This window comes from Pontibacter saemangeumensis (genome assembly GCF_039541895.1).
Classification (GTDB): domain Bacteria; phylum Bacteroidota; class Bacteroidia; order Cytophagales; family Hymenobacteraceae; genus Pontibacter; species Pontibacter saemangeumensis.
In genome coordinates this window covers 214,044-239,126 of record NZ_BAABHC010000029.1, presented here as the reverse complement: position 1 = coordinate 239,126, position 25,083 = coordinate 214,044, and the positions used below count along the sequence as shown (strand labels likewise).

Genomic DNA, 25,083 nt, shown 5'->3' with positions numbered 1-25,083 from the left:
AGCAGCAAATTTAGCTTGTGTTACTGTTTATATCACCAAATTCTTAAAAACATAATCATTTTGTTAGGAGTATCATATCCTTGGTATTCAAGTACTAAACATTTCCTTAAATAAAGATTAACCAAAATTAAAAACCAACCATGAAAAGCTTTTATGATTTCAACAGAAACACGCCGGAAGAGCGCCTGGAGCAGTATACGTTATTTCCTGAGATGGCTCTTTTCCATATAGCGCTACGCGAGGAGATGGGGGAGGAAGAGTACCAGGCATTTTACAGGGCGGAGAAAGAATCAGCGAAACGCATGGCGGCACCTATGTATCAACAAAACACGCGTAAATGGGCGACTGTATAAGTAACTTCGGTAATAGAAATTAAAAAGGCAAGCTGCATCTAAACGGCTTGCCTTTCTTCTTTATATGCTTCTTATATTAGATTATATATAGCTATCTTATATATACTTCTTTCCACAGCTACAGTAAAAATGCCATTCCCGTGCAATTTAATCTAAAAGGAGGAAGCCATAGATAGGGAAGAAGGTTTTCGCGACGTGGTATCATCAGGCATGTTTTGCGGCAGCCAGTTCCCTAAGCCTCTTCATGGCCCGTAGGCCCTTCAGGAACGCATACACCAGGAACAGTTTCAGTAACATCCCCGAGACAGGGGAACTGGGGCCTTCTCTTAGCGCAGTGAATACAAACAGCAGCCCCAAGTCTGCCAAAAGCACTGCTGCGATGGCATAGACAGCGAACGGGGCGAACCGACGGACGGCCAAGGCCACCACGGTATATATCACGCCAAGCACGATGCTGCCATACCCGAAGCCAATACTCAGCAGGATATCTGCGTCTGTTCCCGCTGCCACCGCACCAGCCATTATATTCAGAACACCCATAAACAGGGCCAGTTGCCAAACCGTTTTTTGCTGGCTGAGCGGGGCTGTGCTCTTGCCCGGCAGCGGCAGGCCGTCGTGCAGCAACTCCAGTTCGGGCCGGAAACCGCGCTTCAGACGCACCGATAGCAAGTGCCCGTCCGGCAGCACAAACTGCCGCCCGGCGACCAATTGCTTCCTCGTGGCAAAGGAACAGATCGCCTCCTCCTGAAAAACAAGCCTGAAATTGCTCCAGTCCTAGTTCCAGGAGGCAGAAAGACAATGTTTTCTCTCCTCGTCAAGGTAAAAAATGCGCTGTATCATAGCAGAAATAGCCAAACAGGGCCGCTTCCGGGTTGTATCTGTTTCTTTATAAGAACAGGCGCGCCAGTTTAAAAATTTCAAATCTGCTGCAGCACCAGTTCGGCTCCCTCTTCTCCCACCAGAGAGCCGATGGCAATGCCCATGCCGCCTAACCGGATGGCGCAGCTGATGCGCCCTGAAACCTGCTGCACGATGGTTGTTTTCTCAGCGCCCATGCCCATAATGCCGCTCCAGCGCTGTTCCACCTCAAAAGGCGTGTCTGGCAGTATCACCTCACGCAGCAACAGTTCCAGCTGCCCCTGCACCAGTTCCGTCAGCCCAAACTCCGTCGTTTGCTCCGTTTTGAAATCGAGGTTGCGGCCGCCGCCGAACAGCACGCGGTTCCCGATGTTGCGGAAGTAATAGTAGCCCCTGTCGTAGTGGAACGTGCCCTTTATGCGAAGGTCGGGAATCGGGTTGGTAATGAGCACCTGCGCCCGGGCCGGCACAATGGAGAGTTGCGGCAGCAACGTCCGTGCAAAGCCATTGGTCGCTACGAGTACAGCCTTCGCCTTGATGGGGATGCCATGGGCTGTATGCGCTTTGACAGAGCCGGGCTCCTCCTGCAGTTGCTGAACCTCCAGGCCGTTGAGCACGAGCACGCCCAGCGCCTGCACTTTCCGGGTAAGAGCCAGAATCATTTTGCCTGTGTCGATCTGCCCCTCAGCGGTGCTCTCGATCAGGTGGCGCACCTTCCGGAAGCCAAAGCCGCTGATCTTTGTATCTGCGCGGCGGTATATGGCCGCATCGCCCATAATCTGCTGTAACTGGTTGTTGAGGTAGGGGAGCCGCTCCATGCAAGTTTCATACAATCCCTGCTGGTGCTCCTCAAAAAGCTCATAGCCTCCCCAGCGGTGGAAGCCGATGGCAGCGTCGCCTAAGTTGTGGCGGAGACGCTGCAGCCCCCGCCAGCGGCGCTCCACCAGGCTGAACACTGCTTCCTCCGGCAGGTTTGCCAGGTCATCCAGCAGCTCTGAGGGGCTGCCAAAACATGCGAAGCCCGCGTTTTTAGAGCTGGCCCCGGTGGGCAGCAGGCCACGTTCCAGCACCATCACCTTCAGGCGCGGCTTCAAAGTCGTCAGGTGCAGGGCAGCGTTGAGGCCGACAATTCCACTCCCCACGATTAAAGCATCGATGTTACTGAAATAGGAGTCGCGCTCCCAGAAACTGAGCTCCATAGGCTATTCGTCTGTTCGGATATAGGGGTGGCTGTAGTGGCGGGCGCTGGTTTCGTCGAGCTTCTCAAAATGTGTGAGCATTACTTCGCGCTCGCCTTTGTTGAGGCCTTTCACGAAGGTGCTGTCCGGGGTTTCATATATGGCGTAGTTGTGCGGCCCGAACGGGTACAAGTTGTTGCTCTTCAGGATAATGGCATGTGTAAGGTCCGCCTGCTGTCCGTCAGGGGTAGTTACGATGTATTTGCTCTTGCTCATCGGTCTTTAGAATTTTGCTCAAGATAGCACTTATTTCATCGGCCCGATTCATCACCATCAGGTGCCCGCCCCCGGCTACTTTAATCAGCCCCGGCCTGTCGCGTAGCGGCAGCACCCGGTCGGCAGTCCCATGTATTTGTACCAGCCCCGGCAGCAGGTCGTGCTGTTGCCAGTTCAGCATCTGCCCAAGCGACCAGCGTAGGAACTGTTCATCTATGTCCAGGATAACATGTTTCAATAGCTTTCTGTCTTCCCCGGTATGGGCCCCGAAGAACCAGGGGGCCAGGGGCAGGGCGCTTTGCAGTAACTTCAAAGGGGCCCATATATGAAGCTTTGTTTTACCCAGTGCGCGGTAGTACTTCGGCAAATCGTGTCGGGTAGCCAGGCTGGAGATGATGACCGTCTTGCATGGCTGCAGGATTTTAGCCAACTCAATGGCTACCAAACCGCCATAGGACAGGCCGATGAGAATAGGGTGGGGATCGGTTATCTGCTGCTTCAGGCGCTGCGCATAGGCATGCAAAGGCTCGTCTAAGTGCTGGGGCGTTATCCAATCCACATGATGCCGCTTCAGGTGCTCCGGCAGTTTCAGGAAACGGAACATGCGCCAGTCGGCACCCAGGCCGCTGATTAGGTAAATAGTACTCATGCATGGCTATACGCAGCAGGAGGAGGTAGTTTACGGTTCTTGCTGATTTACGAATGCCTATGGGAAAAGTGTTTTAAATCTAGTAGAATTCGACGGAGATCGTCTATCCAATGGCGATACAGCAGGCGGTGATAAGGCTGTTGCTACCGCACCAATGGATGTTTTCTGAACGTGCTATCACTACTCAACCTCCAGCACTTCCTCTTCTTCGGCTATTGGTAAAGTTTTTTTTTCATAGCTATGTTTTGAACCAGCAGGCAGGTGCTAGTAAAGTAGTAAAACCAACCTACTATTCCCATAAACTTGAATCCTTCTTCAAGAAGGTAGAAAGTCTCACTTGCAACTTTTGTCTCAAATGCGTCAGTTAAAACGGAGAGGCCTAGAAAGCAGAGGGCAGATAACAGAACAAGATAGCCAGTATTCAGAATCTTGTTTATAAAGCAAGCCAGAAACAACACCATAAGAAGGGGGTACATGGAAATAACGTATTTTTCACCGATTCCTAAAAGCATCGGTATGGCTGCTTCATGCAGGAGGAAAAAGTCATCCATTAAAAGTACAATGGTAAGTAAGCCGCCGGATAACAGAAAGTTTCGGTGATAGGTTAGCTTCCAGTCCTTGAGAAGCACAGCCGTGAAAAGACATATGGCGGCAGTTGCACACCATAGTAGAATGCCTAAGTTAGAAACTAGGCCGTAGTAAAACCTTCCTTCTGCAACGGATATAGCATCGCGGGTTAGATCGCCTATCTCTACATAAGGTTGTGCATAAACTGCTATCATTATTAAAAGGGCCGGAACATAAAATAATAATGCTTTCAGCAGTGTGCGGATTTGTGAGTAAAAGTGGGCCCTTGGTTTCATATGATTGAGGCATATAAATATTGACTTCAAACCGTTTTATTGCAGAATAAGTTATTAAATATATTGAAATAATTATTGGTGAATAGCTGTTTTCGATGCAGAGCTTCCTATAGTTTGAACGATGCCAGAAAAAAATGGAAGGAGAGGAAATTTTATTTGAAAATTTCCTCTCCTTCCATGTAAACGATATAAATTTTTTTTGCCTTGTAGACCTTAAGGCAAATTGAGAAAATAGATAGGCGTTGTTTTTCCTTTGTTGTTTAAATTCAAACTTATCCCGTTTTGGAGCTTTTAGAAGCAATAGATATCTATAATCAGAACTAACAGAAGCATATATTCCAGTCGGAATAACCTTTACCATATACAGTAAGAGTAGAGTTTTATTCTCAAATGTATAGAGGTTTGAGAATCAGATATAAACCTACTGCTGGCAAAGATGCATTTCCTTTATAGGAGGTAGGCAGTTGTTTCGGCTTTGGTCCTGGGCATTCGCTTTAGAAATAAAATAAGAGGTATTCGGTATCTTAAGAATTTATTCTCGATGAGATGAGTAGCGAAAATAGCGAAGGCGCAGCTCAGGAACATATAGATAATGAACCCTTTTATGCCTGTGCCAAAATAATATTCTACGGGTATAATTAACAGAAAGTGCCATAGGTAAAGGTTGTAACTATAAATTGCAACCCTCTTAAAGGCGTTGGCATAGTGAATTTTGTAGTGGAAAGACCCAATTATAATCAGCGACCAGCAAATAGGTGACACTGTTCTCAGTATTAGCTCATGTGGATCTGTCGCTGTATAATCAACCGCTAGGAAAACGCAGAGGGTCGAGATCCCTATTATCAAAAAAAGCGGCTGTAACCTGCGAAAGCGAACACTGGTTTCTATATACCTGCTTTTCAGAAATATGAGTGTAAGAATACCCCAGGCAAAAGCATCAATGCGGTTATGCGTGTAAGTTGGCCATTCCGCAAAGGAAGTTAGAAGCGCCTGAAGTTTGAAAACAATGCCTAAGAGCGCTACTCCGGCCAAGTAAAGAACCAGTTTCTTTATGCTGAAACCAGATAATTTCCGAGCTATATAAAAACCCAAAGGAAGTATCAAGTAAAATTGCTCTTCCACACACAAAGACCAGACATGTTCAAAAATAAGGCGAGGTGGGGGACCAGCTAAGTTTCTATAGAAAAGAAGGTATTCCGGAAGTTCATATGCTTTGATTACATTCTCCGGAGAGATAGGCATTATGAAAAGATAGGCAATAAGGTAACCTGAAAAAATAAAAAAATAATAAGATGGAATAATCTTAGTTATGCGTTTGACATAAAATTCAGTCAGGTTAGCGCTTTGTCTGTCCTTATAAGCTGACAGGAGCGGCTGACTAACCAGTATTGCGGATAATACGAAAAAGAGATCAACAGCAGAACCTGCTAAACTTCCTTTCAAAGGCACGCCACTAAAATGAACCAATACTACCGTAGAAACAGCCAAAGTTCTCAGTAGGTCAAAGACTTCAATTCTGTCGTGGGTTAAGGAAGGCAATACTATCTAAACTTTAAATAAATTAAGCTTACTCTAAAGCAAAGATAGCAGCATTATTTTTCTGACAATAAATTATGATAGCGGATATGCTCCCCCGCCTGCACTGATTGCAGGTTACACCCGCGGCTGCTTCCGGGCCTCCTGCGCATGCAGGCTATCTGACTTCCAGATGGCAGACCAGCCACCGCCGTAGGTCTCTGTCACCTTCCCTTTCACAAAGCTCAGCCCTATTACCACGGCCCCGACCAGCATATCGTTCAGGACAGGCGTTGTGCTGTCGTAACCCAGTACCCATGGGGCTAGCAGCAGCCAGGCACCCAACGGGATGTTGTAAAGCCTGACCACCCGGGTTGCCTCCCACCATGAGATGACTGCGAACGACGCGATAATCGGACCGACGACATGGTCGTTGTCGGCGGCGATGTTCTCAAAACCGAGAATGGCTGGGGAAGCCATCAGCCAGATCCCCAGTATGGCATTTATGATTTGTGCCCACATAGTCAGATTACTTTTCCTTGTACTTCCTTATAGCCCCAAAACGCTTTCCATAACGAAACCCTGGCATCTTTGGCGCGCTTCATGTACTGCATGCTCGCCATGAACTCATCCATGGCCGGGCCAATCATGATAACAGAAATGGCCGCAGAGCAGAGGCAGAGGGTGCACCAGGCATCAAACATCACCGGTTGCAGAATCACAAGCAGAATGCTGATAAACCCCAGCGGACCGACAGCGAGCCCGAACATGATCACGATCCAGGGCATGGTGCGCCAGCGGCGCGTGCCCCCTACGGCCCCGGTAATGGCATCGGCCAGATAACCGATGGCTCCCAGTGCGGCGTCTGGGATGGGTAGTATCTTGGAAACGCTGGAAGTGAGGATTTTGCGGCTGTCGTTGCCGAAAAACGGTTCCCAAACGGTGTCAAAAACTTTCAACTGGAAGAGGGCCATATAGGTGGCAATGCCGAAACCAATTATCGCCAGCCCTACAATGGGCAGGCGTTGCCCCCAAGAGGCGGGGTTGTAACTCCACCCCGGTGGTATGCCTTCTTTTTCGCTCATAGCACGGTTCTTTGTGTGTTATCCATGTTTTTAGAGAGTATAGGCCTTTACTACGTGGCTTAACGCGTTGCGTTCTGTTTTGTCCTGAACAGGCCTGAGCAGCACCTCGGAGGGGGCATTGGCGAGCTGAGGGGCTGCTATGGTTACCTCAGCGGGCAGGCGATATAACTTATATATAAATCAGAGCGATGTTATTAGAAGGGGATGGTCTGATGCTGATATCCCTGTTTCAGGTACCCTTACAACGCTTCCTGCTTTAGAATCCAGCTTGCCTGGCCACCCTGTAGCTTTGAATCGATGTGCTGCAGTAAGGTACATCATGAATGAAGACCATAGGCCTGGTTAAAGCCAGAGCTATATAGGACAGGCTTATCCCGAGCTTCAGCCTGCTGGTGCTGTGGCTTTTTTCGCTGCTGTCCATATATGGCCTGGCTGCATCCTTCTCTCAAATAAGGGAGCATGATGTTCCTTTGTTCGCCTGGAGTGATTTCGGGGGGTGAAATAAAAGGAAAGAGGCTGAACGCTACCCATCGCTCTGGCAGTTTTTGAGCGAAAAAATATTTAAGAATTGATAGGAGTAGCACCGGAGTTGACAGACAAAAACGAAGTGTCTGTAGAAGAGTTTGTTGTAAACGAAACAGTACTTTGCATTACATAGTACTATATACTATCTTTGAAACATCAAATAATTGATAAACAACTAAAATTTAACACTATGAAAATCGTCGTTCTTCTTTTCGCCTCTTATTTCGGTTTCGGTCTTGCCATGAACGAGACAGTTCGTGTGCATGAGCCTGCCAACGTAGCTGCCAGCTACAACACTCCTTCTAATGCCTCCGTGGAACAGCCTGTGATGGATGTGCTGCTGGATACCGTTGAGGTTACAGCAGAGGCGCCTGTGGCTGTAGTTCTAAAATAACAAGGAGCGCCGGCGAGTCTTCCGGCATCAGGCGGTGCCGTCAGCAGTAGAGTAGGAAAGTAGCCAGGCCTCAGCGGCTTCGCGGTCGCTGAAGTTCTGCATGTTGATGCTGGGCGTGAGGCGCTGGAAGAGATCTCTGGCCGACAGTCTGCTGAACATGTTGCTCGAGTAGACGTGGGCCAGGCAGCGAAGCCCTGACCGGATTGCCTGTGGCATCCACTCAAACTCCAGCCAGTCGTTTGCCTCTGACCAGTCACCGGAGGCATTGGTCTTGTCGTTTAGCAGTGACGGAACCGGTGTTTTCTCGAGCAGGGCGAGGTAAACCTGCGCCGCCGTCACCACGTCATCGGCATTAATGTGCCCCGACCACTTCGCCTCTATATAGCCTTTGTGGTAGATCAGAGTCGCATATAAGTCCCCTTCCAGGTGCGTAAGCTGCACTGGCGCCGGCCAAGCCGCCACTTGCTTGTCATAATCAGGTACAACTGGTGCCATTATTCCCCCTGGCTTGTATATAGACTGTTTAAAAATCAAAAGTGGTCGTTAAAAAGGCTGTTAAATGCCATGTAGGCAGATGTAATACGTAAAAAGGGGGGTGGAAGTAAAAGAGCGGCACAAATATAATGGGCAGGGGGCGGCACCTGTCAGGCAGTAGGTTTTTGCCTGATGCCTATATATACCCCGTCACTCCGGATTTCTACGGGGTGCAGCACCGCATTCCGGGTGCGGTAGTCGCACTCGCGGCCGCTTTCCAGGTTGTATCGGTAGCTGTGCCAGGGGCAAATCACCTCATTCAGGTAGTTGGTGGTGCCGCGGCTCAGGGCGTGGCCCAGGTGGGGGCAGGCATCGTCGAGGGCAAAGAAGCCCGCGGCGGTATGTGCAAAGCAGATGGCGCGGCCGTCCACCTCCAGGTGATGCAGCTTCCGGAGCGCCACCTGTGCTTTGGCTTCCTCCTCCGAGGGAAATACCTTGTGCCAGGTATACTGAGTGTCAGGCTGTGGCATCGGCTTTAGTATATAACCCGTATAGCCTTGGCATATCCCTGCACCGGCATCGATTCCAGCACATCGCCCTCAAACCAGGCCTGTATCTCATGCCCTTCGCGCAACTGCTCCAGCTTCAGGGACTTGCCATTCATGTCCTCGATCTTCGTGTCTTCGTCTATCCTGATGCTGGCGTCCGGGTAATCTGCCTCCAGTCCCTCCATTGCCTTCACCATCACCACGGCTTTGGCAGCGTCGTTGTTGTTTGCCGTGCGCTTGATGCTGCCGATATACCCATGCACATCGGGCAGCGTGTCTGGAATACGCTTGGGCTCATCGCTGCAACTGCTGAAGAGCAACAGGGGGAGCAGGGTAATGTAAACTAAAATCAGGGGATGCTTTTTCACTTAAAGTTCAGTTATGGATCGGTTCAGAAAGTCGTGTAAGGGTTTTAGCAGCCTGAATAGCGGCGGCAGCCTATATATAAAATCAGGGGAGCACACTTCCTCGTCGGTAAAATAGTGCAGCACCTGGTACCCGCTGTACCGGAGCAGCGCTATCTCCGGATGCGACTTATCGTAGCCTTTCGGTGCGGATTTACGCTGTTCGCCGCGCAATTCTCCGAACGCCGCGTAAAAGGCCGGCTCTCTTAAAATACCCTGCAATTCTCCAGGGCAGTAGTCTATTTCCTCGTGGATCAGGTCAAGCTGCGTTTTGCCGGGTTTCCTGATGCCGCCGCCAACCCTTGATTTCCCGTTTGGCTCGAGCACCAGCACATAATTAGCATACGGCGAATGGCGGCCTCCGGGCGATATGCCCGCCCCGAAATGACCTTTATACGGGGCTTCTCCCTTTTTAGAGAAGTCATTTTTGTTTATTCTGAAGAGGCACTCCGCTGCACTTACGCCATGCAGCCGCTGGTCGAACTGCTGAAGCTCAGGGAGCAGGAGGGTAACAAGCGCCGTGAAATCTGATTTTGCCTGCCGGTACTCCTCCCGGTGCCTGTCCATCCAGGGCTTGCTGTTGTTCTGTTGCAGCGCACGCAGAAAAGCAAGTACAGCGTAATTATCCATGATCACAGTTTAGGGTCGGGCTTAGTGTTTTGGTGTTTTGGACTGGAACCAGATGAGGCCAATAATGACGATGATCGCGAGGAGGATGAGCAGGAAAAAGGTCATGGCTTCTTCTTATAGTGGTGTAGTCGATTAAAACTGCTTTAGGGCTGAGAGAACACGGTGCCTCAATTTCAAAACCATTACGGCGTGGCTTTAAAAGGTACCAGCTATATACTACTAAAGGTAAAGCCCTGATGTTGCAGATGAGTCTGCGACATCAGGGCTTTACCTTTAGCAACGAAGCTACAGTTACGCTACACGCAGGTAGGAATCGCCAAGCAGGCTTTTGCGGATGCGAGTTTCCGCCTCATACAGCGACAGAAAATCGCCCCGGCGGCAGGTTTGCGTCTTGGGCTCCTGCAACTGCACCACCTTGGCGCGTTTGCCTACGGTAATCACCCCGATGCCGCGCCGCTGGCATATACGGAGCAGGTGCTTTGCCAGATCATTCTGGCGGAAAGCAAGGCTGCTGATCGATAAACCAAGCCACTGCTCGTCGGCAGGTGTTTTCTTCAGGTCGTTGAGCAGGTGCTCCAGTTTCCGCTTCAGGTTCTTTCTCTCCAGGATGCTGTGCAGCACAAAGCCGGCGGCAGCCACGACCACTGCTAGGGGCAAGGCATATATATAAGGCAGTTGCGCTACCTTGATAGCTAAATAGAGCGAAACCAGCAGCAGCAAGCCCGCTGATAAGTATCGCAGTTTGCTGAGGCCCTTGTTCTTATAGTTCGTCAGAAGCGCAGCTATTTTAGGGGAGTTCCTGGTGCTGAGAGAAGCGACAAAAAGGCTTTTATCCGGGTTCTGAAAAGAGAAAAGGCCGTCGGTCAGATGCCCTTGCCTGGTGCGCTCGGCCCTGTCAGCCAGAATTTTCGTGGTGCCTGTGCGGGTGGCATAGTAGGACTGTATATGGTCGAAGGCAAAGTCTTCAATCAGGCTTTCTCTCTGGTTTGGCATATTACTTAATAATTTTTTAAGGGCTGACGGTAGCGTAGCAGAAAGCTTGACTGGAAGAATAAAGCCTGCTGCTGCCATGCCTTATCTTCTGTTATATTAAAGTACAAACATCAAAATAGAAAGCGTAATTATGCACCGGGCATCGGGCAAACATATATTATTTCTAATATAGATGCAATTAAAATTTAATTTTTTTATAATATACGCCTGCAACCAGGCCTGTAGTATGCGCAACAGCAATATTTAAAGAATAATTTCCTCTTGCCGCTGCTTCAGGCGCCCATACAGTGCCTGCTGCTGTTTATCTGGAGGAGGCGCCTTTCTGCAGACACACCGGGAATTGCAGTGTTTTACCTCAAGTTATTTTTATAGCTTTACAGAAAGAGCCGGTCATGAAGTGCCGACTCCCTGAAATACCGATACAGAAAACAAAAATGCGCAAACTTCCTCTCTTCCGCCGCAGCCTGCCGTTCCTGCTGGCGTTGTGCCTTGCACTGCCTGCCGCCCGGGCACAGGCACCCGCCAAGCCCTCGGCGGCCAAAGTGCTGCAAGACCTGAAAAAGCTGAACGTGCTGGGGTCGGTGCTCTATGTGGCCGCGCACCCCGACGATGAGAACACCCGCCTGATCGCGTACCTCGCCAACGAGAAACTGTACAATACCGGCTACCTGGCCGTGACGCGCGGCGACGGGGGCCAGAACCTGATCGGGCCGGAGATACGGGAAGGGCTTGGCCTCATCCGGACGCAGGAACTGCTGCAGGCCCGCCGCACCGACGGCGGGAAGCAGTTCTTCACCCGCGCCAACGACTTCGGCTTTTCAAAGAACCCGGAGGAGACCTTCACCATCTGGGACAAGGAGCAGGTGCTGGCGGATATGGTGTATGTGATCCGGAAGTTTCGGCCGGATGTGATGGTGACGCGGTTTCCGCCGGACAGCCGCGCCGGCCACGGCCACCACAGCGGCTCCGCGGTGCTGGCTGAGGAGGCTTTCGAGGCCGCCGGAGACCCAAAGCGCTTCCCGGAGCAGCTGAAATACGTGGAGGTGTGGCAACCCAAACGCCTGCTCTGGAACACGGGCATCTGGTCGTTCGGTAGCCAGTCCGAGTTTGATAAATACGTGGATGAGCTTCTGAAAATAGACGTGGGGATATATAACCCGCTGCTGGGCAAGTCTTACGGGGAGCTGGCCGCCGAGAGCCGCAGCATGCACAAGAGCCAGGGGTTTGGTTCTTCAGGCTCGCGGGGCACTGCCCTGGAGTACCTGAAGCACACCAAAGGCGACAAGGCGGAGAAGAACCTGTTCGAGGGGGTTGACACCAGCTGGGGCCGTGTAAAGGGCGGCGCGCCGGGGGCCAAGCTCATTCAGAAGGCGATCGACAGCTACAACCCTATGGCGCCCGCAGCGGTGGTGCCCACGCTCATCGCCGCTAAAAAAGAACTGGAGAAACTGCCCGACAGCTACTGGAAGCGCGTGAAGCTTGAAGAACTACAGGACGTGCTGCAGCATGCGATGGGCTTATATATAGAAGTGACAGCCAACGACTATGCGGCCACACCGGGCCAGCCGGTGGCGCTGCGGGTAGAGGCCATCAACCGGTCTGCCGTGCCCGTTACGCTGCAGCGCGTCCGCTACAGCTTCGCAACCCAGGACACCACGCTCAACCAGCAACTGAAAAACAACGAGCCGGTTACCTACAGCACCACGGCCACCCTGCCGCAGAACCTGCCGTATTCCCAGCCGTACTGGCTGCGCAAGCCAGGCACCGTGGGGATGTTTGCCGTGGAAAACCAACAGGAGGTAGGCATGCCCGAGAATGAACCTGCCGTGCAGGCGACGTTTGCGCTGCAGGTGAGCGGGCAGCCGCTGGAGCTAACCGTGCCGGTGGTATATAAGCGTACCGACCCGGTGGAAGGCGAAGTGTACAGGCCGTTCGTGATCACGCCGCCCGTATTTGTGAATGTTTCGGAGAGCGTGTACATGTTTGCGAGCCAGGAGCCGAAGCAGGTGCAGGTGCTGGTGAAGTCTGGCAAAAACGACATTGCCGGGAATGTGAAGCTGCAGTTGCCGAAAGGCTGGCGCGCCGAACCAGCCTCCGTGCCCTTCGACCTGAAAACCAAAGGGGCGGAGCAGCGGGTGTCTTTCACGGTGCATCCGCCGCAGGGGCAGCAGGAGGCAGAGCTGAAAGCCGTGGCCACCCTGAACGGCGAAAGCTATACGAAGGGCCTGCATGTGATCAACTACAGCCATATACCGGCGCAGGTAACGCTGCCGGAGGCAACGGCCAAAATCGTGAAGCTGGACCTGCAGACGAAGGGGCAGAACATCGGCTACGTGATGGGCGCCGGAGACGAGATACCCGTGAGCCTGCAGCAGATCGGCTATAACGTGACGCTCTTGCAGGAGGCGGATATGCGCCTGTCCCGCCTGCAGCAGTTCGATGCCATCATCCTGGGCGTTCGCGCCTACAACACCGTGGACCGGCTCAAGTTTTACCAGCCCACCTTGCTGGACTACGTGAAGAACGGCGGCAACCTGATCGTGCAGTACAACACCAACCACAGCCTCGTGCTCCCGGAGATCGCCCCGTACCCGCTCCAGCTTTCCCGCGACAGGGTGGCGGTAGAGGATGCCGAGGTGCGCATGCTGCAGCCAAACCACCCGGTGCTCAACACGCCCAACAAGATCACGCAAAAGGATTTCGAGGGCTGGGTGCAGGAACGCGGCCTGTACTTTCCGAGCGAGTGGAGCAAAGAGTACCAGGCAATCCTATCCTCTAACGACCCGGGTGAGCCCGCCCGCGAGGGAGGCCTGCTGATTGCGCCGTACGGCAAGGGGAATTATATATACACTGGCTACTCGTGGTTCAGGGAGCTGCCGGCGGGGGTGCCGGGAGCTTACAGGCTGTTCGCTAACCTCATCTCACTGGAGCCGAATACGCCGCCCGCCTCCTCCTCTTCCAAGGCCTCCGGGCAGAAGTAACCAAAATCTATCTCCACCTCAAAGCTTCCTATATATAGCTTTGCCCATAACCCTTGAAACCCGATGGAAGACACAAACCCCGTGGACACAGAAAAGCCCCTCGCGAAGCCACCGTTCTTTAAAAGCTGGTCCGGCATGTACTGGCTGGTGCTGGGCAATCTGGGCTTTCTGATCCTGTTGTTTTACGTCCTTACGAAAGTGTACGAATGAGGCTACTGGACTGGGTCGTGCTGCTGGGCACGCTGGGCTTCATCGTGACCTACGGCGTCTGGAAAACCCGCGGCAGCAAAGACATTGAGGGCTACCTGAAGGGCGACAACAGCATGAAGTGGTGGACGATCGGGCTGTCTGTGATGGCCACGCAGGCCAGCGCCATCACCTTTCTCTCCACGCCGGGGCAGGCATATGAGGACGGCATGCGCTTCGTGCAGTTCTATTTCGGGCTGCCCATTGCCATGGTCATCATCTCCATCACCGTCATCCCCATTTTCTACAAGCTGAATGTGTTCACGGCCTACGAGTTCCTGGAGAACCGCTTCGACCTGAAGACCCGTTCGCTGGCGGCGATGCTGTTCCTGGTGCAGCGCGGGCTGGCGGCTGGCATCACCATCTATGCGCCCGCCATCATTCTGTCGACCATGCTGGGCTGGAGCCTGAACGTGACGATCCTGATCATCGGCTTGCTCGTGGTGATCTACACCGTGTCGGGCGGCACCAAGGCGGTGAGCGTGACGCAGAAGCAGCAGATGGCCGTGATGATGGGCGGCATGCTGGTGGCCGGCTATATGGTGGTGCATTACCTGCCCCAGAACGTAAGTTTCGGGGACGCCGTGGCGGTGGCCGGCAAAATGGGAAAGATGAACGTCGTGGATTTCTCTTTTAACTGGGACGACCGCTATAACTTCTGGTCTGGGATAACTGGGGGCCTGTTCCTCGCGCTTTCCTACTTTGGCACCGACCAAAGCCAGGTGGCCCGCTATCTGGGCGGCAAGTCGGTGGGGGAGAGCCGCCTGGGGCTGCTGTTCAACGGGCTGCTGAAGATCCCGATGCAGTTCCTGATCCTATTCATCGGCGTGATGGTGTTCGTGTTTTACCAGTTCAACCAGCCGCCGGTTTTCTTCAACGAGGCGGCCAAGAGCCTGGTATATGCCACGCCTTATGCCGGCGACCTGCGGCAGCTGGAGGAGGAGTACACCACCGTATTTGAGCAGAAACAGCAGGCGGTACACGGACTGGTAACGGCCCTCAGGGGAGAGGATGAGGCCGCAATTGCCAGCGCGCAGCAGCAAGTGGAGACGCTGACCAACTCGGCAAAGGGAGTGCGGGACGAGGCGAAGGAGGTGATCAGGCAGGCCACACCGGAGGCGGAGGTCAGGGACACCGACTACGTGTTCATTTCCTTTGTGATGAAGTACCTGCCGACGGGGCTGGTGGGCCTGCTGCTGGCCGTTATCTTCTCGGCGGCCATGTCTTCCTCTGCCTCGGAATTGAATGCGCTGGCCTCCACCACCGTGGTGGATATATACAAGCGCTCGGTGAAACAGCAGGGCAGCCCGCAGCATTACGTCACGGCCTCGAAGGCTTTTACTGTGGCCTGGGGAGCGGTTGCCATCCTCTTTGCCATGTTTGCCTCGCTGCTCGATAACCTCATCGAGGCCGTGAACATCGTCGGCTCCATCTTCTACGGTACGATTCTGGGGATTTTCCTGGTGGCCTTTTACTTCCGCTATGTCCGCGGCAATGCCGTGTTCCTCGCTGCCGTGCTCGCCGAGCTCGTGGTGCTCTACTGCTACTACCGCACCGATATCGCCTTCCTGTGGTTCAACGTGATCGGGTGTGTCTGCGTGATTGTGTTCGGTTTTGTGCTGCAGCCGTTCGTCGGGAAGAAGGGGGTGAAGGTTTAACATCTGGCCCGACACTCGCAAGTCCTGCGGACGCTGCGAGATAGATAGATTACTTGGTTCTGAGCGCTCCGTCTGAACTCCAACCACCCCTGCCCCTCCTTGTCTAAGGCTACTATTAGGACACAAATTTAGCTGAGGTTGTGTTTGCCCCAGAAACAGGAACAAATGAGGGGAAGTATATTCAGCGACGAGCGGATTGCCCGCCGTATAGAGGTGTTAACGCGTAGCATCATCGAAAAAGAGAGTGTGGTGATCCATCGACTGGCAAAGAATGAGGCCGAGCAGCGGAGCTTTTACCGCCTGCTGCATAACCCGCGCCTGGAGACGGGGCAGGTGACGGAGTTCCTGCGCCGGGACTGCCTCAGGCAAGTCGAGGCCGGCGCCCATTACCTGGTGATCCAGGACACCACCCAGCCCAACTTCGAGCGCAACCGCCACAACATCTCCGATGAGCGGCAGCTGGGGGTGATCGGCGACCGGGCCTCGCTGGGCTTTTTCCTGCACCCCTCGCTGGTGGTCGACGCCACCACGGGGCGCTGCCTGGGCTTTAGCCAGGTCAAGTGCTGGAGCCGGGACGCGGCAGCCCCGGACAAGTCGCGCAGGGCCTACAAGAGCCGGCCCATCGAGGAGAAGGAGAGTTTCCGCTGGATCGAGTCGGCCCAGAGCAGCAACCAGCTGCTGGCCAGGGCGGGCATGGTGACCCACATCTGCGACAGGGAGGGTGACATAGGCGAGCTGTTCGGGCGGGTGCCCCAGGCGGAGAGGAGCCACCTGCTGGTGCGCTCGGCGCAGGACCGCCTGCTCTCGGGCGGGGGCACGCTCTCCACGGCACTGGCGACCGCGCCTGTGGCCGGCCACCGTACCCTCACCCTCAAACGTGAGGCGCGCACGGGCCGGCAGCGGCGCCAGGCCAGGCTGGAGGTGCGCTACAGCACCCTCACGCTGCAGCTCAAAGAGGGGCAAAGGGAGCTGCAGGCCGTGCAGGTCCGGGAGGTAAACGTGCCGCAGGGCCAGCAGCCGGTGCACTGGCGCCTGTTGACCAGCCACCGTGTCAGGAGCCTGGAGGAGGCCCTGGAGGTGGTGGAATGGTATAGCATGCGCTGGAACATCGAGCAGGTCTTCCGCCTCCTCAAGCAAAAGGGGCTCAACGTGGAGGCCCTGGAGGTGGAGACGGGCAAGGGATTGGTGCAGCTCACGCTGCTGGCCCTGTTTGCCGCCGCCAAAACCCTCTTGCTGCACCTTTCGGCGCGGCAAGAGGAACCCCAGCCGGTGGCCGGCGCCTTCTCCGACGAGCAGCTCGAATGCCTGGAGGCGGTAAACGAGCAGTATGAGGGCAGGACCCTGAGGCAGCAGAACCCTTACCCTGCCCGCACCCTGCCCTACTGCTACTGGGTGCTGGCGCGGCTGGGGGGATGGAAGCCGCAGGAGAAGCGGGCGGGCGTGATCGCCCTGCACCGCGGATTCATCGACTTCCAGAAGATATACGATGGATGGCTCCTGGCCAGGCAAATTGTGTCCTAATCGTAGCCTTGTCTAAGGAGGGGAGTTTTTTCTAATCCTTCTTCTTCCCTCCATGCCTCCAGCGCAAAGCTATATATGTTTTATATAGAATATACTTCAAATTGACAATTTCCTGTTAGCTATATTCTTTGGAGTTTGAGGAAACAGAAGCAGATTCCCCCCCTTGGACAAGGAGGGGCGGGGGTGGTTGGAGCCGCCAAACATCCTCTCACCTTGGCTTCTGGGCCGCCACGATATAGACCAGGCTTCCGCCCGCCGAGACGTACTCCTCGTTCTGCAGCTTCTCCTTCAGCATAATCTTGTTGTAGAGCAGCGTCTGCCAGTACGCGTCAAATTTTTCTTTCTGCCCGCCGCCGGCCATATAGTAGTTCAGGTTGTCCTGGTAATCGTAGCCCATCGCCTCCGACTCCACCCACTGCAGCATCTGCTCCACGCGCAGCATCTTCTCCTGCGTGTCGTAAGGCGGGATAATGGACAGGGCCTTGTCCGAGATCCAGACCTTTATGTCCCGCAGGCCCGCTTTCAGGAACAGGTCCGGGATCACGTCGCCCAGGGAGTTGAAGCCCTCGCCGAGCTGCTTTTTGCCCTTCTCGATGCGCAGCTTCACCTCCAGCACATCCAGCATGCTCTCCACGTTATAGTCTGTCTCGCCGTAGCGGTCGAACATGAGGTTGGGCACCAGGTTGTTGGGCTCCAGCGCCAGCACCCAGCCGCCCGGCTTCGTCACCCGGATCATCTCCTGTATCACGCGCTGCGGGTTTTTCACGTGGATCAGCAGCGTCTGGCACAGCGTCACGTCAGCGGTGTTGTCGGGCAGCGGAATGTCGGTGGCGTTGCCGACCCTGAACTCATAGTCGATGCTGTTGTGGCCGAACTGGCTCTGCGCCCGCTGCCGGGCCTCCTCTATATAGCCCGGCTCGTAATCCACGCCGTAAACCTTGGCGCCGGGGGGCATATACCTCGAGAACTTGAAGCCCATCATGCCCTTGCCGCAGCCGATGTCCACCAGCGTCTGGCAGTATTCTATATATAAACGCTTCGCCAGCAACTCCAGGTAATCCTCGTTCCACCAATACTCCCGGGCCGGGCCCAGGTGCTCCTCCGAATGTTGTTTTTCCTCTTGCACGGTAGCTGTGGTCTTAAATGTAAAGGGATAAAAAAGCCCCCGGGAAACACTTCCCCGGAGGCTTTATATACGATGAAAGCGGCTTAGGCTTTATTTCATCTTCTTCCAGTCGGCGATCGCTTTCTGGTTCAGGGCCACGTAGTCCTGGTTCTTGGCCTGCTGCGCCAGCTCGATTGATTTCTCAGCCGTCTTGATGGCGCTCTTGTAGTCCTTCATCTTTGCCTCGATCTTGGCTTGCGCGTGCAGGTTCCAGAACTTAGGGTCTTTGGCGTTGGCCTTCTTCATCCAGGTGAGGGCCTGCTTCAGGTCGCGGTTGGTTTCGAGGTAGTAGTTGGCGGCGGCGGCATATACATTCGGATCTGCGTTCGCGTTGTCGATCGCCTCCTTCTGGATCTGGGCCATCACCTTGTTATCTACATCGGTTTTGACAGTGAAGGGCACGATGGTGTTGTCCCAGAGGATTTCCACATCCGCAGCATCCGTTTTCAGGTTCGCGAAGTTGATAGTGAAGGACTCCACCTTGCGCGGGTTCTGCTGCGGCTTCACGGTGAAGCGCGCCTGGTCTTCCTCCTGCTTGTAGTCCGCCACGTTGCCTCCCAGCTTGGTGTTTTTAGACAGGATAACCGTCCACTCGTCCTGGTTCGGGATGGTGAGGATGGCGTACTCTCCGGCTGGAATTTTCTTTCCCTCGATGGTCACGTCATCTGAAAACTTGATTACCGTGGAGTTGTTCGCGCCGGTGCGCCACACTTTGCCGTAAGGCACCAGGTCGCCGAAAATAGTGCGGCCTTTGGCAGAAGGGCGGGAATAGTCGAGGGTTACCGTGGAAAGGCCTACTGCCTGCTCCACTTTCTGGGAAGGGCTTGCTGCCGGCATTTTAATGCCCTGCGCCTGCGTAGCTCCGGCACCGAATAAAAGGGCGGCAGAAAGTACAAAGCCGATAAATGATTTTTTCATGGGTATGCTTCTAAATTAAGATTGTTTTGCTGGTGCAATATTACGCATTATATCATGATTTAGCCAGTGTAATTTGCCGGCAGCACCGCCCGGAGTCTCACCCATCCCTTTACCTTTTCAAACCCGGGCAGACCACTATGTCTGCAGGCTTTTCCGTATAGGCGGCAGGCGCGGCAAGCGGGTGCGGACATTTTATTTAATTCGGCACTTTTATAAAATTTTCATACCTTCACCTATCATACAAGGGGTGCTTGATAAAATGTCAGGCTGAGATCATACCCTGCACCTGATCTGGATAATGCCAGCGTAGGAATGTAAATTATCTGAGCACCTTTTGCGTTGCTCTCCCGCCATTCCCTATCTGCTTTTCTCGTCAGGCTATTTTTAACCTTAAAAATACCTGCCATGAGCAATCTTCAACAACAAAAATTCGACCTCGTTACGCAAAACCTGCGCAAATGGCAGGGCCGCGAGGAGTGGTTCTTTAACCGCGACCATACCGACACCTATGAACTCTGGTATGAGGGCCGCTACAAACGCGCCGAAGTCTGGCAGAAGAAAGTCATCGGCGATCTTATCAAAAAAGACGGGCGGGTGAAAACCCTGCTGGAGTTCGGCTGTGGCACCACCCGCTTCACCCGCTGGTGGAAAGAGATCGGCATCGAGGCCAGCGGCGGCGATATCTCCCCCTTCATGCTGGGGCAGGGCGCTCATCTATTCGACGGAGACCTTGTGCTGGCCGACTCCCACCACATGCCGTTCAAGGACCACACGTTCGACTCCCTGGCTTTCATCACTACGTTCGAATACTACAAAGATCCCGTAAAGGTGATCCGGGAAGCGGTGCGCGTCGGCAAATACGGCATCGTGTTCGGGATGATGAACCGGAACTCCCCGAAGGTGGCCAGGAGAAGAATCCAGCAAGCGTTTGGCAAGAACCCCTTTTACGTCACCGCCACTTTCTACACGCCCGCTAAACTTACTGCCGTAATTGATGAAGCCCTTAAGGGACGTGATTATACGATAGAGTGGACAGCCACTGGTCTTCCGAAGTGGTTCCCGGTGCAGCAGTGGAGCCAGCCCTACGGCGATTTCTTTGGCTTGCATGTACGGCTAAATGACGTGAAATGAGTGCCTTCGAAGACAACTCAGGAAAAATAGCCGCCAGCACATTCAAGGATGTGCTGCTGCCGCAATGCGGCTATCACCGGGAGGAAGTGCTGGTAGGGCCGAAGTTTGGCGTAGACACCGCCGTTATCGACCTGGGCAATAACTTGGGGATGGCTGTCTCCAGCGACCCGCTCTCGCTCATCCCTTCCATCGGTATGAAAGCGTCTGCCTGGCTGTCAGTGCACCTGCTGGCGAACGATATGGCCTCTACCGGTTTCGCGCCGATGTATGCGCAGTTCGTACTCAACCTGCCGCCCAGCCTTTCCCTCGGAGCCTTCCAAGAGTACTGGGCCTATATCCACCAGTATTGCGAAGATATCGGGGTCTCCATCACTGGAGGGCACACCGGGCAGATTGAAGGCCAGAATTCTACCATATCGGGCGGAGGCACTATGTTCCTGACGGCTCCTCTACATGAGATCATCACCAGCAACAGGGCCGAGCCCGGGGATGTGCTTGTGGTAACCAAGGAGACCGCGCTGGTGGCATCTTCTATCCTGGCCATGAGCTTCCCGGAGACGGTGAAGAACAGGCTGGGCAAAGAGGTATATGAACAAGGATGTGAGAATTTCTACCGGACCTCTTCTCTGAAAGATGCCCTGGCTGCCACGGAGATACTACAAAATAATGTGGAGCTGAAAGCCATGCACGATGTGACGGAGGGCGGCGTGGTTGGGGCTATCTGCGAGATGGCGCAAGCCTCCGGCTGCGGTTTCAGGCTATATGACGAAGCGCTTCCCGTGGGGGAAGCCCAGCGCCGGATAACGCGGCTGTTTGAGATTGACCACCGGTTTTGCGTCGGGGCTGGCGCTATGGTCATGGCGGTACGAAAAGGGAAAGAGGAGACGCTTATCCGTCATCTCAGTTCCAGATCCATCAAAGCGACTGTGGTAGGGGAGATGACAGCGAAGGGTGATGGGTTCAGAATTGTGGAGGACGGCGAAGAGAAGGCGTTTTCTTTTGATGGGAAAGACCCCTATTGGGAAGCCTTCTTTAAGGCCCTTAATGCAGGTTGGAAATGAAGAAACAAAATTTGATAACTGGTGGCGTGTACCTCGTGCTGGACCCGGAAATGAACCGCGCTACGTTGCTGCACAAACTGAAGGAAGCGCTGACGGGAGGTGTCCGGCTGCTGCAGGTCTGGAACAACTGGCCTGCTTCTTTTGGCTTGTCCGCCAAACAAGACCTGATCGGGGATATACTGGCAGTCGCCTCAGCTTATAGCGTGCCTTTGCTGATCAATGAGGAATGGCAGTTGCTGAAAGACACCGGACTGGCCGGGGTGCATTTTGATACCATCCCTGCAGATTATGAGGTCATCAAAGCTGAGATCAAAAGAGACTTTATCTGCGGCATTACCTGCGGCAACGACCTGGAGGCGGTCCGGTGGGCCGAGCAAAACCGGGTGGATTATATCTCCTTTTGCGCCATGTTCCCTTCTTTGTCAGCGGGAAGCTGTGAAATCGTAAGCCCGGAGACGGTAAAGAAAGCAAGGGAAATCACACAGATTCCCTTTTTTCTCTCAGGCGGGATAACAACAGAGAATATGGCAGCGCTGCAGGAACTGGACTTTGCCGGGGTAGCGGTTATATCCGGCATTCTGAACGCCGCCTCTCCCCAAAAATCCGCGGCCGCTTATATATACGCCTTAAACAAACTGAAAAAATGAACACATCACTTCTGAACAAACTGTGCTGCCCGCTGGACAAGCACGACCTGGAGATCAAGGTTTTTGCACAGCACGAAAACGGGGATATAGTAGAGGGCCTGCTCACCTGCCCCGCCTGCAGGAGGTATTACCCGATTATATATGGCATCCCGATCATGACGCCTGACGAGTATAGGGAAAAAGCACTCGAGGAGCCAATCCTGAAAAAATGGAATCTGGCTATCGGGGAAAATGAAGCAACCCGGTTCCTGCTGCAGGGACAAGCTTAGGCAAAATGACGCTACTGAATCCTGGCGCTACGCTATATATAGGCGCATTGCGTCGGGGCTTGCAAGTACAGTTTGTGACCGGACTGCGTTAAGAATTGTTTTAAAAGCTTTTTCCTAGACTAAACCCTAACCGCGGGATAACGCCGACACCGGGTGTGCGGGAGTTCTTATCCGGGGAGATGAAAGGCGTCACAGCCACCCGCACCAGCAGTCCGCCTTTGGGCACCTGGTAGCGGAAGCCCAGCCGGGCGAAGTACATGTTCTGAAGCAGTTCGGGGTTGTCGGTGAAGCGGTGGGTGTAGCCAAGGCCTCCCTCAAAATGCTTCCGCTTTCGCCCAACCAAGGCCAGGGCCTCCACGGGCACGATGGGGTATACGGTTTCTTCGCCCTCCATGAAAAACAGGTTGGTGCCCATGCCGATGCGGATGGCCCCTTTTACCATCTCCTGCTGGTATACCACCCGGTCGTAATTGATGGAATAGGTGTCGCTGTTGCCGCCCGCCTCTACATAAAAAGCATTCAGGGCCCTGAAGTTTTGCGTGAACTCCTGCGCCAGGAGCCGGGCAGGGAGCAGCAGCAGGAAAAGGCAGAGAGTGAATAGTGCCTTTGGGGTGTGTTTCAGCATCATATAGAAGCAGCGGCAAAAAGGAGCCGCTGTAGGTTTGGGGTCTGTTTGGTTTGTGCCGCACCGTGCAGCAATGGTAAAAGTATAAAATAAAAAATCCTGCCGGATTAGCGCAGGCAGGATTTTTTCAAAATTATATATAAAGCAGCTTAGCTCAGCTCAAACTGCAGTTTCAGCAGGTTCGCATAAATTCCCTCCGGGTTCATGGAAAGCAGGCTGTGCGAGCCTTCCTCCACAATCTCGCCGCCGTCAATCACCAATATCTTATCTACCTTGCGGATGGTGGCCAGGCGGTGGGCGATGACAATGGTCGTGCGGTTCTGCATCAGCTCGTGCATGGCCTGCTGCACCAGTTGCTCCGACTCGGAATCGAGGGCGCTGGTGGCCTCATCGAGGATCAGGATAACCGGGTTTTTGAGGATGGCGCGGGCAATGGCCACACGCTGGCGCTGCCCCCCCGACAGCTTGATGCCGCGCTCGCCCACCAGCGTGTCGAACCCTTCGGGGAAGGACTTGATGAAGTCGTAGGCGTTGGCTTTGCGGGCAGCCTCCACAATCTCGGCCTCAGTTGCCTCCGGCCGGCCGTAGGCAATGTTCTCCCGGATGGTGCCACCGAACAGCAGCACCTCCTGCGGCACAATGCCGATGTTGCTGCGCAGCGTGGTCAGGTTCATGTCGCGGATGTCCTTGCCGTCGACCGTGATGCTTCCGCCGGAAACATCATAATAGCGCATCAGCAACTGCACGATGGTGGATTTTCCGGCCCCGCTCGGGCCAACCAGGGCCACTTTCTCCCCGGCGCGTACGGTAAAGCTCATGTCGTTGAGCACCTGCACATCGGTGCGTGTGGGGTAGGAGAACGCCACACTGTGATAGGCTATATCCCCGTGCAGCTTCGGTACCTCGCTCAGGGTTTTCACGCCTTTGTCTGTTGGCTCTTCCTCCTCCTGCAGTATCTCCAGGATGCGCTCCGTAGAGCCCAGCGCCGCCTGCACCTTGCCATATATCTCCCCGAGGCCGCCCACGGAGGCTCCGATGAACACGGTATATAAAACAAACGAAATCAGGTCGCCGGGGGCAATCTCGCCGTTGGCCACCAGCGTAGCGCCGTACCAGATCACGAGGATAATGCCGCCGAACAGGCCGATGATGATGAACGTGATGAACGCGCCCCGGTAGTAGGCGGCAGACAGGGCCGTGGTCACGGCTTTGCTGAGGGTGGATTTGTAGCGGGCAATCTCGAACATCTCATTCGTAAACGCCTTCACCGTGTTAATGGCCTGCAGCGTCTCTTCCACAATCACGTTGGTGTTTGCCAGCTCGTCCTGCGTCTTTTTGGAGAGGCTCTTGATCTTACGGCCAAACACCAGCGCCAGCGCCACCAGCACCGGGAAGGTAGCCAGCATAAACAGCGACAGCTTAATAGACACCCACATGATGATGATCACCCCGACCAGCAGGGTGGTCGTCTGCCGGAAAAGCTCGGCCAGGGTAATGGACATGGCGTCCTGCACCTGCGCCACATCGGTGGTGATGCGGCTGGTGATCTCCCCGACACGCCTTTTCTCAAAGAAAGAAATCGGCAGAAGCACAAATTTGCTATATAGATCCCGGCGGATGTCGGCCACGGCGTTTTCGCTTACCTGCGCAAAAAAGTAGACTCTGAAAAAGGAGAAAATGCCCTGCAGGATGATGACCGCAAAAAGCCCCAGCGCAATCAGGTTGATGTCAAGCAGCGGCCCCTCCGTGTTGCCGATAGAGGAGTCGACGAGCTTGCCCACCAGGTAAGGGAAAGCCATGAACGTCAGGCTTGAGAACAACAGGAAAACAAGGCCGGTGATGAACTTGAACTTGTAGGGTAGAACGTAGCCAAATATCTGCAGGCCCCGGCGAAAACTCTCTTTACTGATCTTTTTCCGTCCTTCTTTCTCCTGCTCTGTACTTAGCCCGAATCCTCGTTTTGCCATTAATGAAACTTTGCTTTATATATGTAATGAGACAGTCATTCGCCCGGTAAAAACGGGAGCTGCGTCAGTGGGTGCTGTGGTGCAACATCAAAGGGATGCTAATAATGCCGCAGCTCCTCTAAATCTTACAAAGGTAAGGATTCTGATGG

Annotated in this window: 27 protein-coding genes and 1 riboswitch; of the genes, 10 read left to right on the top strand and 17 right to left on the bottom strand. The window is 53.9% G+C overall.

The features are described from left to right. Nucleotides 1-140: 140 nt before the first annotated feature. Nucleotides 141-353, top strand: coding sequence for a hypothetical protein (locus tag ABD920_RS19490; protein ID WP_345161384.1), 213 nt, complete (start codon nucleotides 141-143; stop codon nucleotides 351-353). 204 nt (nucleotides 354-557) lie between these two features. On the opposite strand, the gene ABD920_RS19485 is transcribed toward ABD920_RS19490, so the two are convergent. The 8 genes from ABD920_RS19485 to ABD920_RS19450 all read right to left on the bottom strand — a co-directional run bounded on the left by ABD920_RS19485 (nucleotide 558) and on the right by ABD920_RS19450 (nucleotide 6,777). Then, nucleotides 558-1,061, bottom strand: coding sequence for a hypothetical protein (locus tag ABD920_RS19485; protein ID WP_345161382.1), 504 nt, complete (start codon nucleotides 1,059-1,061; stop codon nucleotides 558-560). Between the two features lie 209 nt (nucleotides 1,062-1,270). Continuing rightward, nucleotides 1,271-2,410 (bottom strand): NAD(P)/FAD-dependent oxidoreductase, encoded by a 1,140-nt coding sequence (locus ABD920_RS19480; protein ID WP_345161379.1) that lies wholly within the window; start codon nucleotides 2,408-2,410, stop codon nucleotides 1,271-1,273. A 3-nt stretch (nucleotides 2,411-2,413) separates the two neighbouring features. Further along, nucleotides 2,414-2,665 (bottom strand): hypothetical protein, encoded by a 252-nt coding sequence (locus tag ABD920_RS19475; RefSeq protein ID WP_345161377.1) that lies wholly within the window; start codon nucleotides 2,663-2,665, stop codon nucleotides 2,414-2,416. After that, complete coding sequence (locus tag ABD920_RS19470; RefSeq protein ID WP_345161374.1) at nucleotides 2,631-3,314, bottom strand: alpha/beta hydrolase; 684 nt, start codon at nucleotides 3,312-3,314, stop codon at nucleotides 2,631-2,633. The genes ABD920_RS19475 and ABD920_RS19470 overlap by 35 nt, the downstream gene beginning before the upstream one ends. 212 nt (nucleotides 3,315-3,526) lie before the next feature. Further along, a complete protein-coding gene (locus ABD920_RS19465) occupies nucleotides 3,527-4,177 on the bottom strand; it encodes a hypothetical protein (RefSeq protein WP_345161372.1) in 651 nt (216 codons plus the stop codon). Nucleotides 4,178-4,624: 447 nt separating this feature from the next. Beyond that, nucleotides 4,625-5,716 carry an acyltransferase family protein gene (locus tag ABD920_RS19460; RefSeq protein ID WP_345161370.1) on the bottom strand — a complete coding sequence of 364 codons (1,092 nt, stop codon included), beginning with the start codon at nucleotides 5,714-5,716 and terminating at the stop codon, nucleotides 4,625-4,627. A 114-nt stretch (nucleotides 5,717-5,830) separates the two neighbouring features. Beyond that, on the bottom strand, nucleotides 5,831-6,214 hold the full coding sequence (locus tag ABD920_RS19455) for an SPW repeat domain-containing protein (protein WP_345161368.1): 384 nt from the start codon (nucleotides 6,212-6,214) through the stop codon (nucleotides 5,831-5,833). Nucleotides 6,215-6,216: 2 nt separating this feature from the next. Further along, nucleotides 6,217-6,777: a vitamin K epoxide reductase family protein gene (locus ABD920_RS19450; RefSeq protein ID WP_345161366.1), complete on the bottom strand. Its 561-nt coding sequence runs from the start codon at nucleotides 6,775-6,777 to the stop codon at nucleotides 6,217-6,219. A gap of 715 nt (nucleotides 6,778-7,492) precedes the next feature. On the opposite strand from ABD920_RS19450, the gene ABD920_RS19445 reads away from it, so the two are divergent. Continuing rightward, nucleotides 7,493-7,696, top strand: a complete 204-nt coding sequence (locus ABD920_RS19445) for a hypothetical protein (RefSeq protein ID WP_345161364.1) — start codon at nucleotides 7,493-7,495, stop codon at nucleotides 7,694-7,696. A 27-nt stretch (nucleotides 7,697-7,723) separates the two neighbouring features. On the opposite strand, the gene ABD920_RS19440 is transcribed toward ABD920_RS19445, so the two are convergent. The 5 genes from ABD920_RS19440 to ABD920_RS19420 all read right to left on the bottom strand — a co-directional run bounded on the left by ABD920_RS19440 (nucleotide 7,724) and on the right by ABD920_RS19420 (nucleotide 10,745). After that, a complete protein-coding gene (locus tag ABD920_RS19440; protein WP_345161362.1) occupies nucleotides 7,724-8,191 on the bottom strand; it encodes an STAS/SEC14 domain-containing protein in 468 nt (155 codons plus the stop codon). Nucleotides 8,192-8,340: 149 nt separating this feature from the next. Further along, a complete protein-coding gene (locus tag ABD920_RS19435; RefSeq protein ID WP_345161360.1) occupies nucleotides 8,341-8,700 on the bottom strand; it encodes a Rieske (2Fe-2S) protein in 360 nt (119 codons plus the stop codon). Between the two features lie 5 nt (nucleotides 8,701-8,705). Beyond that, entirely contained in the window at nucleotides 8,706-9,086 is a 381-nt protein-coding gene (locus ABD920_RS19430; protein ID WP_345161358.1) for a DUF3221 domain-containing protein, read from the bottom strand. Further along, a complete protein-coding gene (locus ABD920_RS19425; RefSeq protein WP_345161356.1) occupies nucleotides 9,087-9,752 on the bottom strand; it encodes a DUF2461 domain-containing protein in 666 nt (221 codons plus the stop codon). 291 nt (nucleotides 9,753-10,043) lie between these two features. Beyond that, entirely contained in the window at nucleotides 10,044-10,745 is a 702-nt protein-coding gene (locus ABD920_RS19420) for a hypothetical protein (protein ID WP_345161354.1), read from the bottom strand. Nucleotides 10,746-11,179: 434 nt separating this feature from the next. Here ABD920_RS19420 and ABD920_RS19415 point away from each other — a divergent pair, with 434 nt between their 5' ends. From ABD920_RS19415 to ABD920_RS19400, 4 genes are all read left to right on the top strand, one after another. After that, entirely contained in the window at nucleotides 11,180-13,726 is a 2,547-nt protein-coding gene (locus ABD920_RS19415) for a PIG-L family deacetylase (RefSeq protein ID WP_345161352.1), read from the top strand. A 63-nt stretch (nucleotides 13,727-13,789) separates the two neighbouring features. After that, complete coding sequence (locus tag ABD920_RS19410; protein WP_345161350.1) at nucleotides 13,790-13,936, top strand: hypothetical protein; 147 nt, start codon at nucleotides 13,790-13,792, stop codon at nucleotides 13,934-13,936. Then, complete coding sequence (locus tag ABD920_RS19405) at nucleotides 13,933-15,630, top strand: sodium:solute symporter family protein (RefSeq protein ID WP_345161348.1); 1,698 nt, start codon at nucleotides 13,933-13,935, stop codon at nucleotides 15,628-15,630. Before ABD920_RS19410 ends, ABD920_RS19405 begins: the two co-directional genes overlap by 4 nt. A gap of 165 nt (nucleotides 15,631-15,795) precedes the next feature. Then, nucleotides 15,796-17,151 (top strand): IS4 family transposase, encoded by a 1,356-nt coding sequence (locus ABD920_RS19400; RefSeq protein ID WP_345161346.1) that lies wholly within the window; start codon nucleotides 15,796-15,798, stop codon nucleotides 17,149-17,151. A 208-nt stretch (nucleotides 17,152-17,359) separates the two neighbouring features. On the opposite strand, the gene ABD920_RS19395 is transcribed toward ABD920_RS19400, so the two are convergent. Both ABD920_RS19395 and ABD920_RS19390 read right to left on the bottom strand, forming a co-directional pair. Continuing rightward, nucleotides 17,360-18,277: a class I SAM-dependent methyltransferase gene (locus ABD920_RS19395; RefSeq protein ID WP_345161344.1), complete on the bottom strand. Its 918-nt coding sequence runs from the start codon at nucleotides 18,275-18,277 to the stop codon at nucleotides 17,360-17,362. Between the two features lie 90 nt (nucleotides 18,278-18,367). Beyond that, the gene (locus ABD920_RS19390; protein ID WP_345161342.1) at nucleotides 18,368-19,234 is read right to left on the bottom strand and encodes a DUF2911 domain-containing protein; all 867 of its coding nucleotides are present in this window, start codon (nucleotides 19,232-19,234) and stop codon (nucleotides 18,368-18,370) included. 233 nt (nucleotides 19,235-19,467) lie between these two features. Next, nucleotides 19,468-19,564, top strand: a riboswitch (TPP riboswitch). A 75-nt stretch (nucleotides 19,565-19,639) separates the two neighbouring features. On the opposite strand from ABD920_RS19390, the gene ABD920_RS19385 reads away from it, so the two are divergent. The 4 genes from ABD920_RS19385 to ABD920_RS19370 are packed head-to-tail and all read left to right on the top strand — an operon-like array spanning nucleotide 19,640 to nucleotide 22,342. Then, nucleotides 19,640-20,365, top strand: a complete 726-nt coding sequence (locus ABD920_RS19385; protein WP_345161340.1) for a class I SAM-dependent methyltransferase — start codon at nucleotides 19,640-19,642, stop codon at nucleotides 20,363-20,365. Further along, the gene (locus ABD920_RS19380) at nucleotides 20,362-21,426 is read left to right on the top strand and encodes an AIR synthase-related protein (protein ID WP_345161338.1); all 1,065 of its coding nucleotides are present in this window, start codon (nucleotides 20,362-20,364) and stop codon (nucleotides 21,424-21,426) included. Before ABD920_RS19385 ends, ABD920_RS19380 begins: the two co-directional genes overlap by 4 nt. After that, nucleotides 21,423-22,073: a thiamine phosphate synthase gene (locus ABD920_RS19375; protein ID WP_345161336.1), complete on the top strand. Its 651-nt coding sequence runs from the start codon at nucleotides 21,423-21,425 to the stop codon at nucleotides 22,071-22,073. Before ABD920_RS19380 ends, ABD920_RS19375 begins: the two co-directional genes overlap by 4 nt. Beyond that, nucleotides 22,070-22,342: a Trm112 family protein gene (locus ABD920_RS19370; protein WP_345161334.1), complete on the top strand. Its 273-nt coding sequence runs from the start codon at nucleotides 22,070-22,072 to the stop codon at nucleotides 22,340-22,342. Before ABD920_RS19375 ends, ABD920_RS19370 begins: the two co-directional genes overlap by 4 nt. Nucleotides 22,343-22,442: 100 nt before the next feature. On the opposite strand, the gene ABD920_RS19365 is transcribed toward ABD920_RS19370, so the two are convergent. Next, the gene (locus ABD920_RS19365) at nucleotides 22,443-22,970 is read right to left on the bottom strand and encodes a hypothetical protein (RefSeq protein WP_345161332.1); all 528 of its coding nucleotides are present in this window, start codon (nucleotides 22,968-22,970) and stop codon (nucleotides 22,443-22,445) included. A 146-nt stretch (nucleotides 22,971-23,116) separates the two neighbouring features. Then, nucleotides 23,117-24,934 (bottom strand): ABC transporter ATP-binding protein, encoded by a 1,818-nt coding sequence (locus tag ABD920_RS19360; protein WP_345161330.1) that lies wholly within the window; start codon nucleotides 24,932-24,934, stop codon nucleotides 23,117-23,119. Nucleotides 24,935-25,083 lie beyond the last annotated feature (149 nt).

Coding starts and splice junctions, on each gene's coding strand:
- ABD920_RS19490 (WP_345161384.1), top strand. CDS start 141: ATGAAAAGCTTTTATGATTTCAACAGAAACACGCCGGAAGAGCGCCTG.
- ABD920_RS19480 (WP_345161379.1), bottom strand. CDS start 2,410: ATGGAGCTCAGTTTCTGGGAGCGCGACTCCTATTTCAGTAACATCGAT.
- ABD920_RS19475 (WP_345161377.1), bottom strand. CDS start 2,665: ATGAGCAAGAGCAAATACATCGTAACTACCCCTGACGGACAGCAGGCG.
- ABD920_RS19470 (WP_345161374.1), bottom strand. CDS start 3,314: ATGAGTACTATTTACCTAATCAGCGGCCTGGGTGCCGACTGGCGCATG.
- ABD920_RS19465 (WP_345161372.1), bottom strand. CDS start 4,177: ATGAAACCAAGGGCCCACTTTTACTCACAAATCCGCACACTGCTGAAA.
- ABD920_RS19455 (WP_345161368.1), bottom strand. CDS start 6,214: ATGTGGGCACAAATCATAAATGCCATACTGGGGATCTGGCTGATGGCT.
- ABD920_RS19450 (WP_345161366.1), bottom strand. CDS start 6,777: ATGAGCGAAAAAGAAGGCATACCACCGGGGTGGAGTTACAACCCCGCC.
- ABD920_RS19445 (WP_345161364.1), top strand. CDS start 7,493: ATGAAAATCGTCGTTCTTCTTTTCGCCTCTTATTTCGGTTTCGGTCTT.
- ABD920_RS19440 (WP_345161362.1), bottom strand. CDS start 8,191: ATGGCACCAGTTGTACCTGATTATGACAAGCAAGTGGCGGCTTGGCCG.
- ABD920_RS19435 (WP_345161360.1), bottom strand. CDS start 8,700: ATGCCACAGCCTGACACTCAGTATACCTGGCACAAGGTATTTCCCTCG.
- ABD920_RS19425 (WP_345161356.1), bottom strand. CDS start 9,752: ATGGATAATTACGCTGTACTTGCTTTTCTGCGTGCGCTGCAACAGAAC.
- ABD920_RS19420 (WP_345161354.1), bottom strand. CDS start 10,745: ATGCCAAACCAGAGAGAAAGCCTGATTGAAGACTTTGCCTTCGACCAT.
- ABD920_RS19415 (WP_345161352.1), top strand. CDS start 11,180: ATGCGCAAACTTCCTCTCTTCCGCCGCAGCCTGCCGTTCCTGCTGGCG.
- ABD920_RS19410 (WP_345161350.1), top strand. CDS start 13,790: ATGGAAGACACAAACCCCGTGGACACAGAAAAGCCCCTCGCGAAGCCA.
- ABD920_RS19405 (WP_345161348.1), top strand. CDS start 13,933: ATGAGGCTACTGGACTGGGTCGTGCTGCTGGGCACGCTGGGCTTCATC.
- ABD920_RS19400 (WP_345161346.1), top strand. CDS start 15,796: ATGAGGGGAAGTATATTCAGCGACGAGCGGATTGCCCGCCGTATAGAG.
- ABD920_RS19390 (WP_345161342.1), bottom strand. CDS start 19,234: ATGAAAAAATCATTTATCGGCTTTGTACTTTCTGCCGCCCTTTTATTC.
- ABD920_RS19385 (WP_345161340.1), top strand. CDS start 19,640: ATGAGCAATCTTCAACAACAAAAATTCGACCTCGTTACGCAAAACCTG.
- ABD920_RS19380 (WP_345161338.1), top strand. CDS start 20,362: ATGAGTGCCTTCGAAGACAACTCAGGAAAAATAGCCGCCAGCACATTC.
- ABD920_RS19375 (WP_345161336.1), top strand. CDS start 21,423: ATGAAGAAACAAAATTTGATAACTGGTGGCGTGTACCTCGTGCTGGAC.
- ABD920_RS19370 (WP_345161334.1), top strand. CDS start 22,070: ATGAACACATCACTTCTGAACAAACTGTGCTGCCCGCTGGACAAGCAC.
- ABD920_RS19365 (WP_345161332.1), bottom strand. CDS start 22,970: ATGATGCTGAAACACACCCCAAAGGCACTATTCACTCTCTGCCTTTTC.
- ABD920_RS19360 (WP_345161330.1), bottom strand. CDS start 24,934: ATGGCAAAACGAGGATTCGGGCTAAGTACAGAGCAGGAGAAAGAAGGA.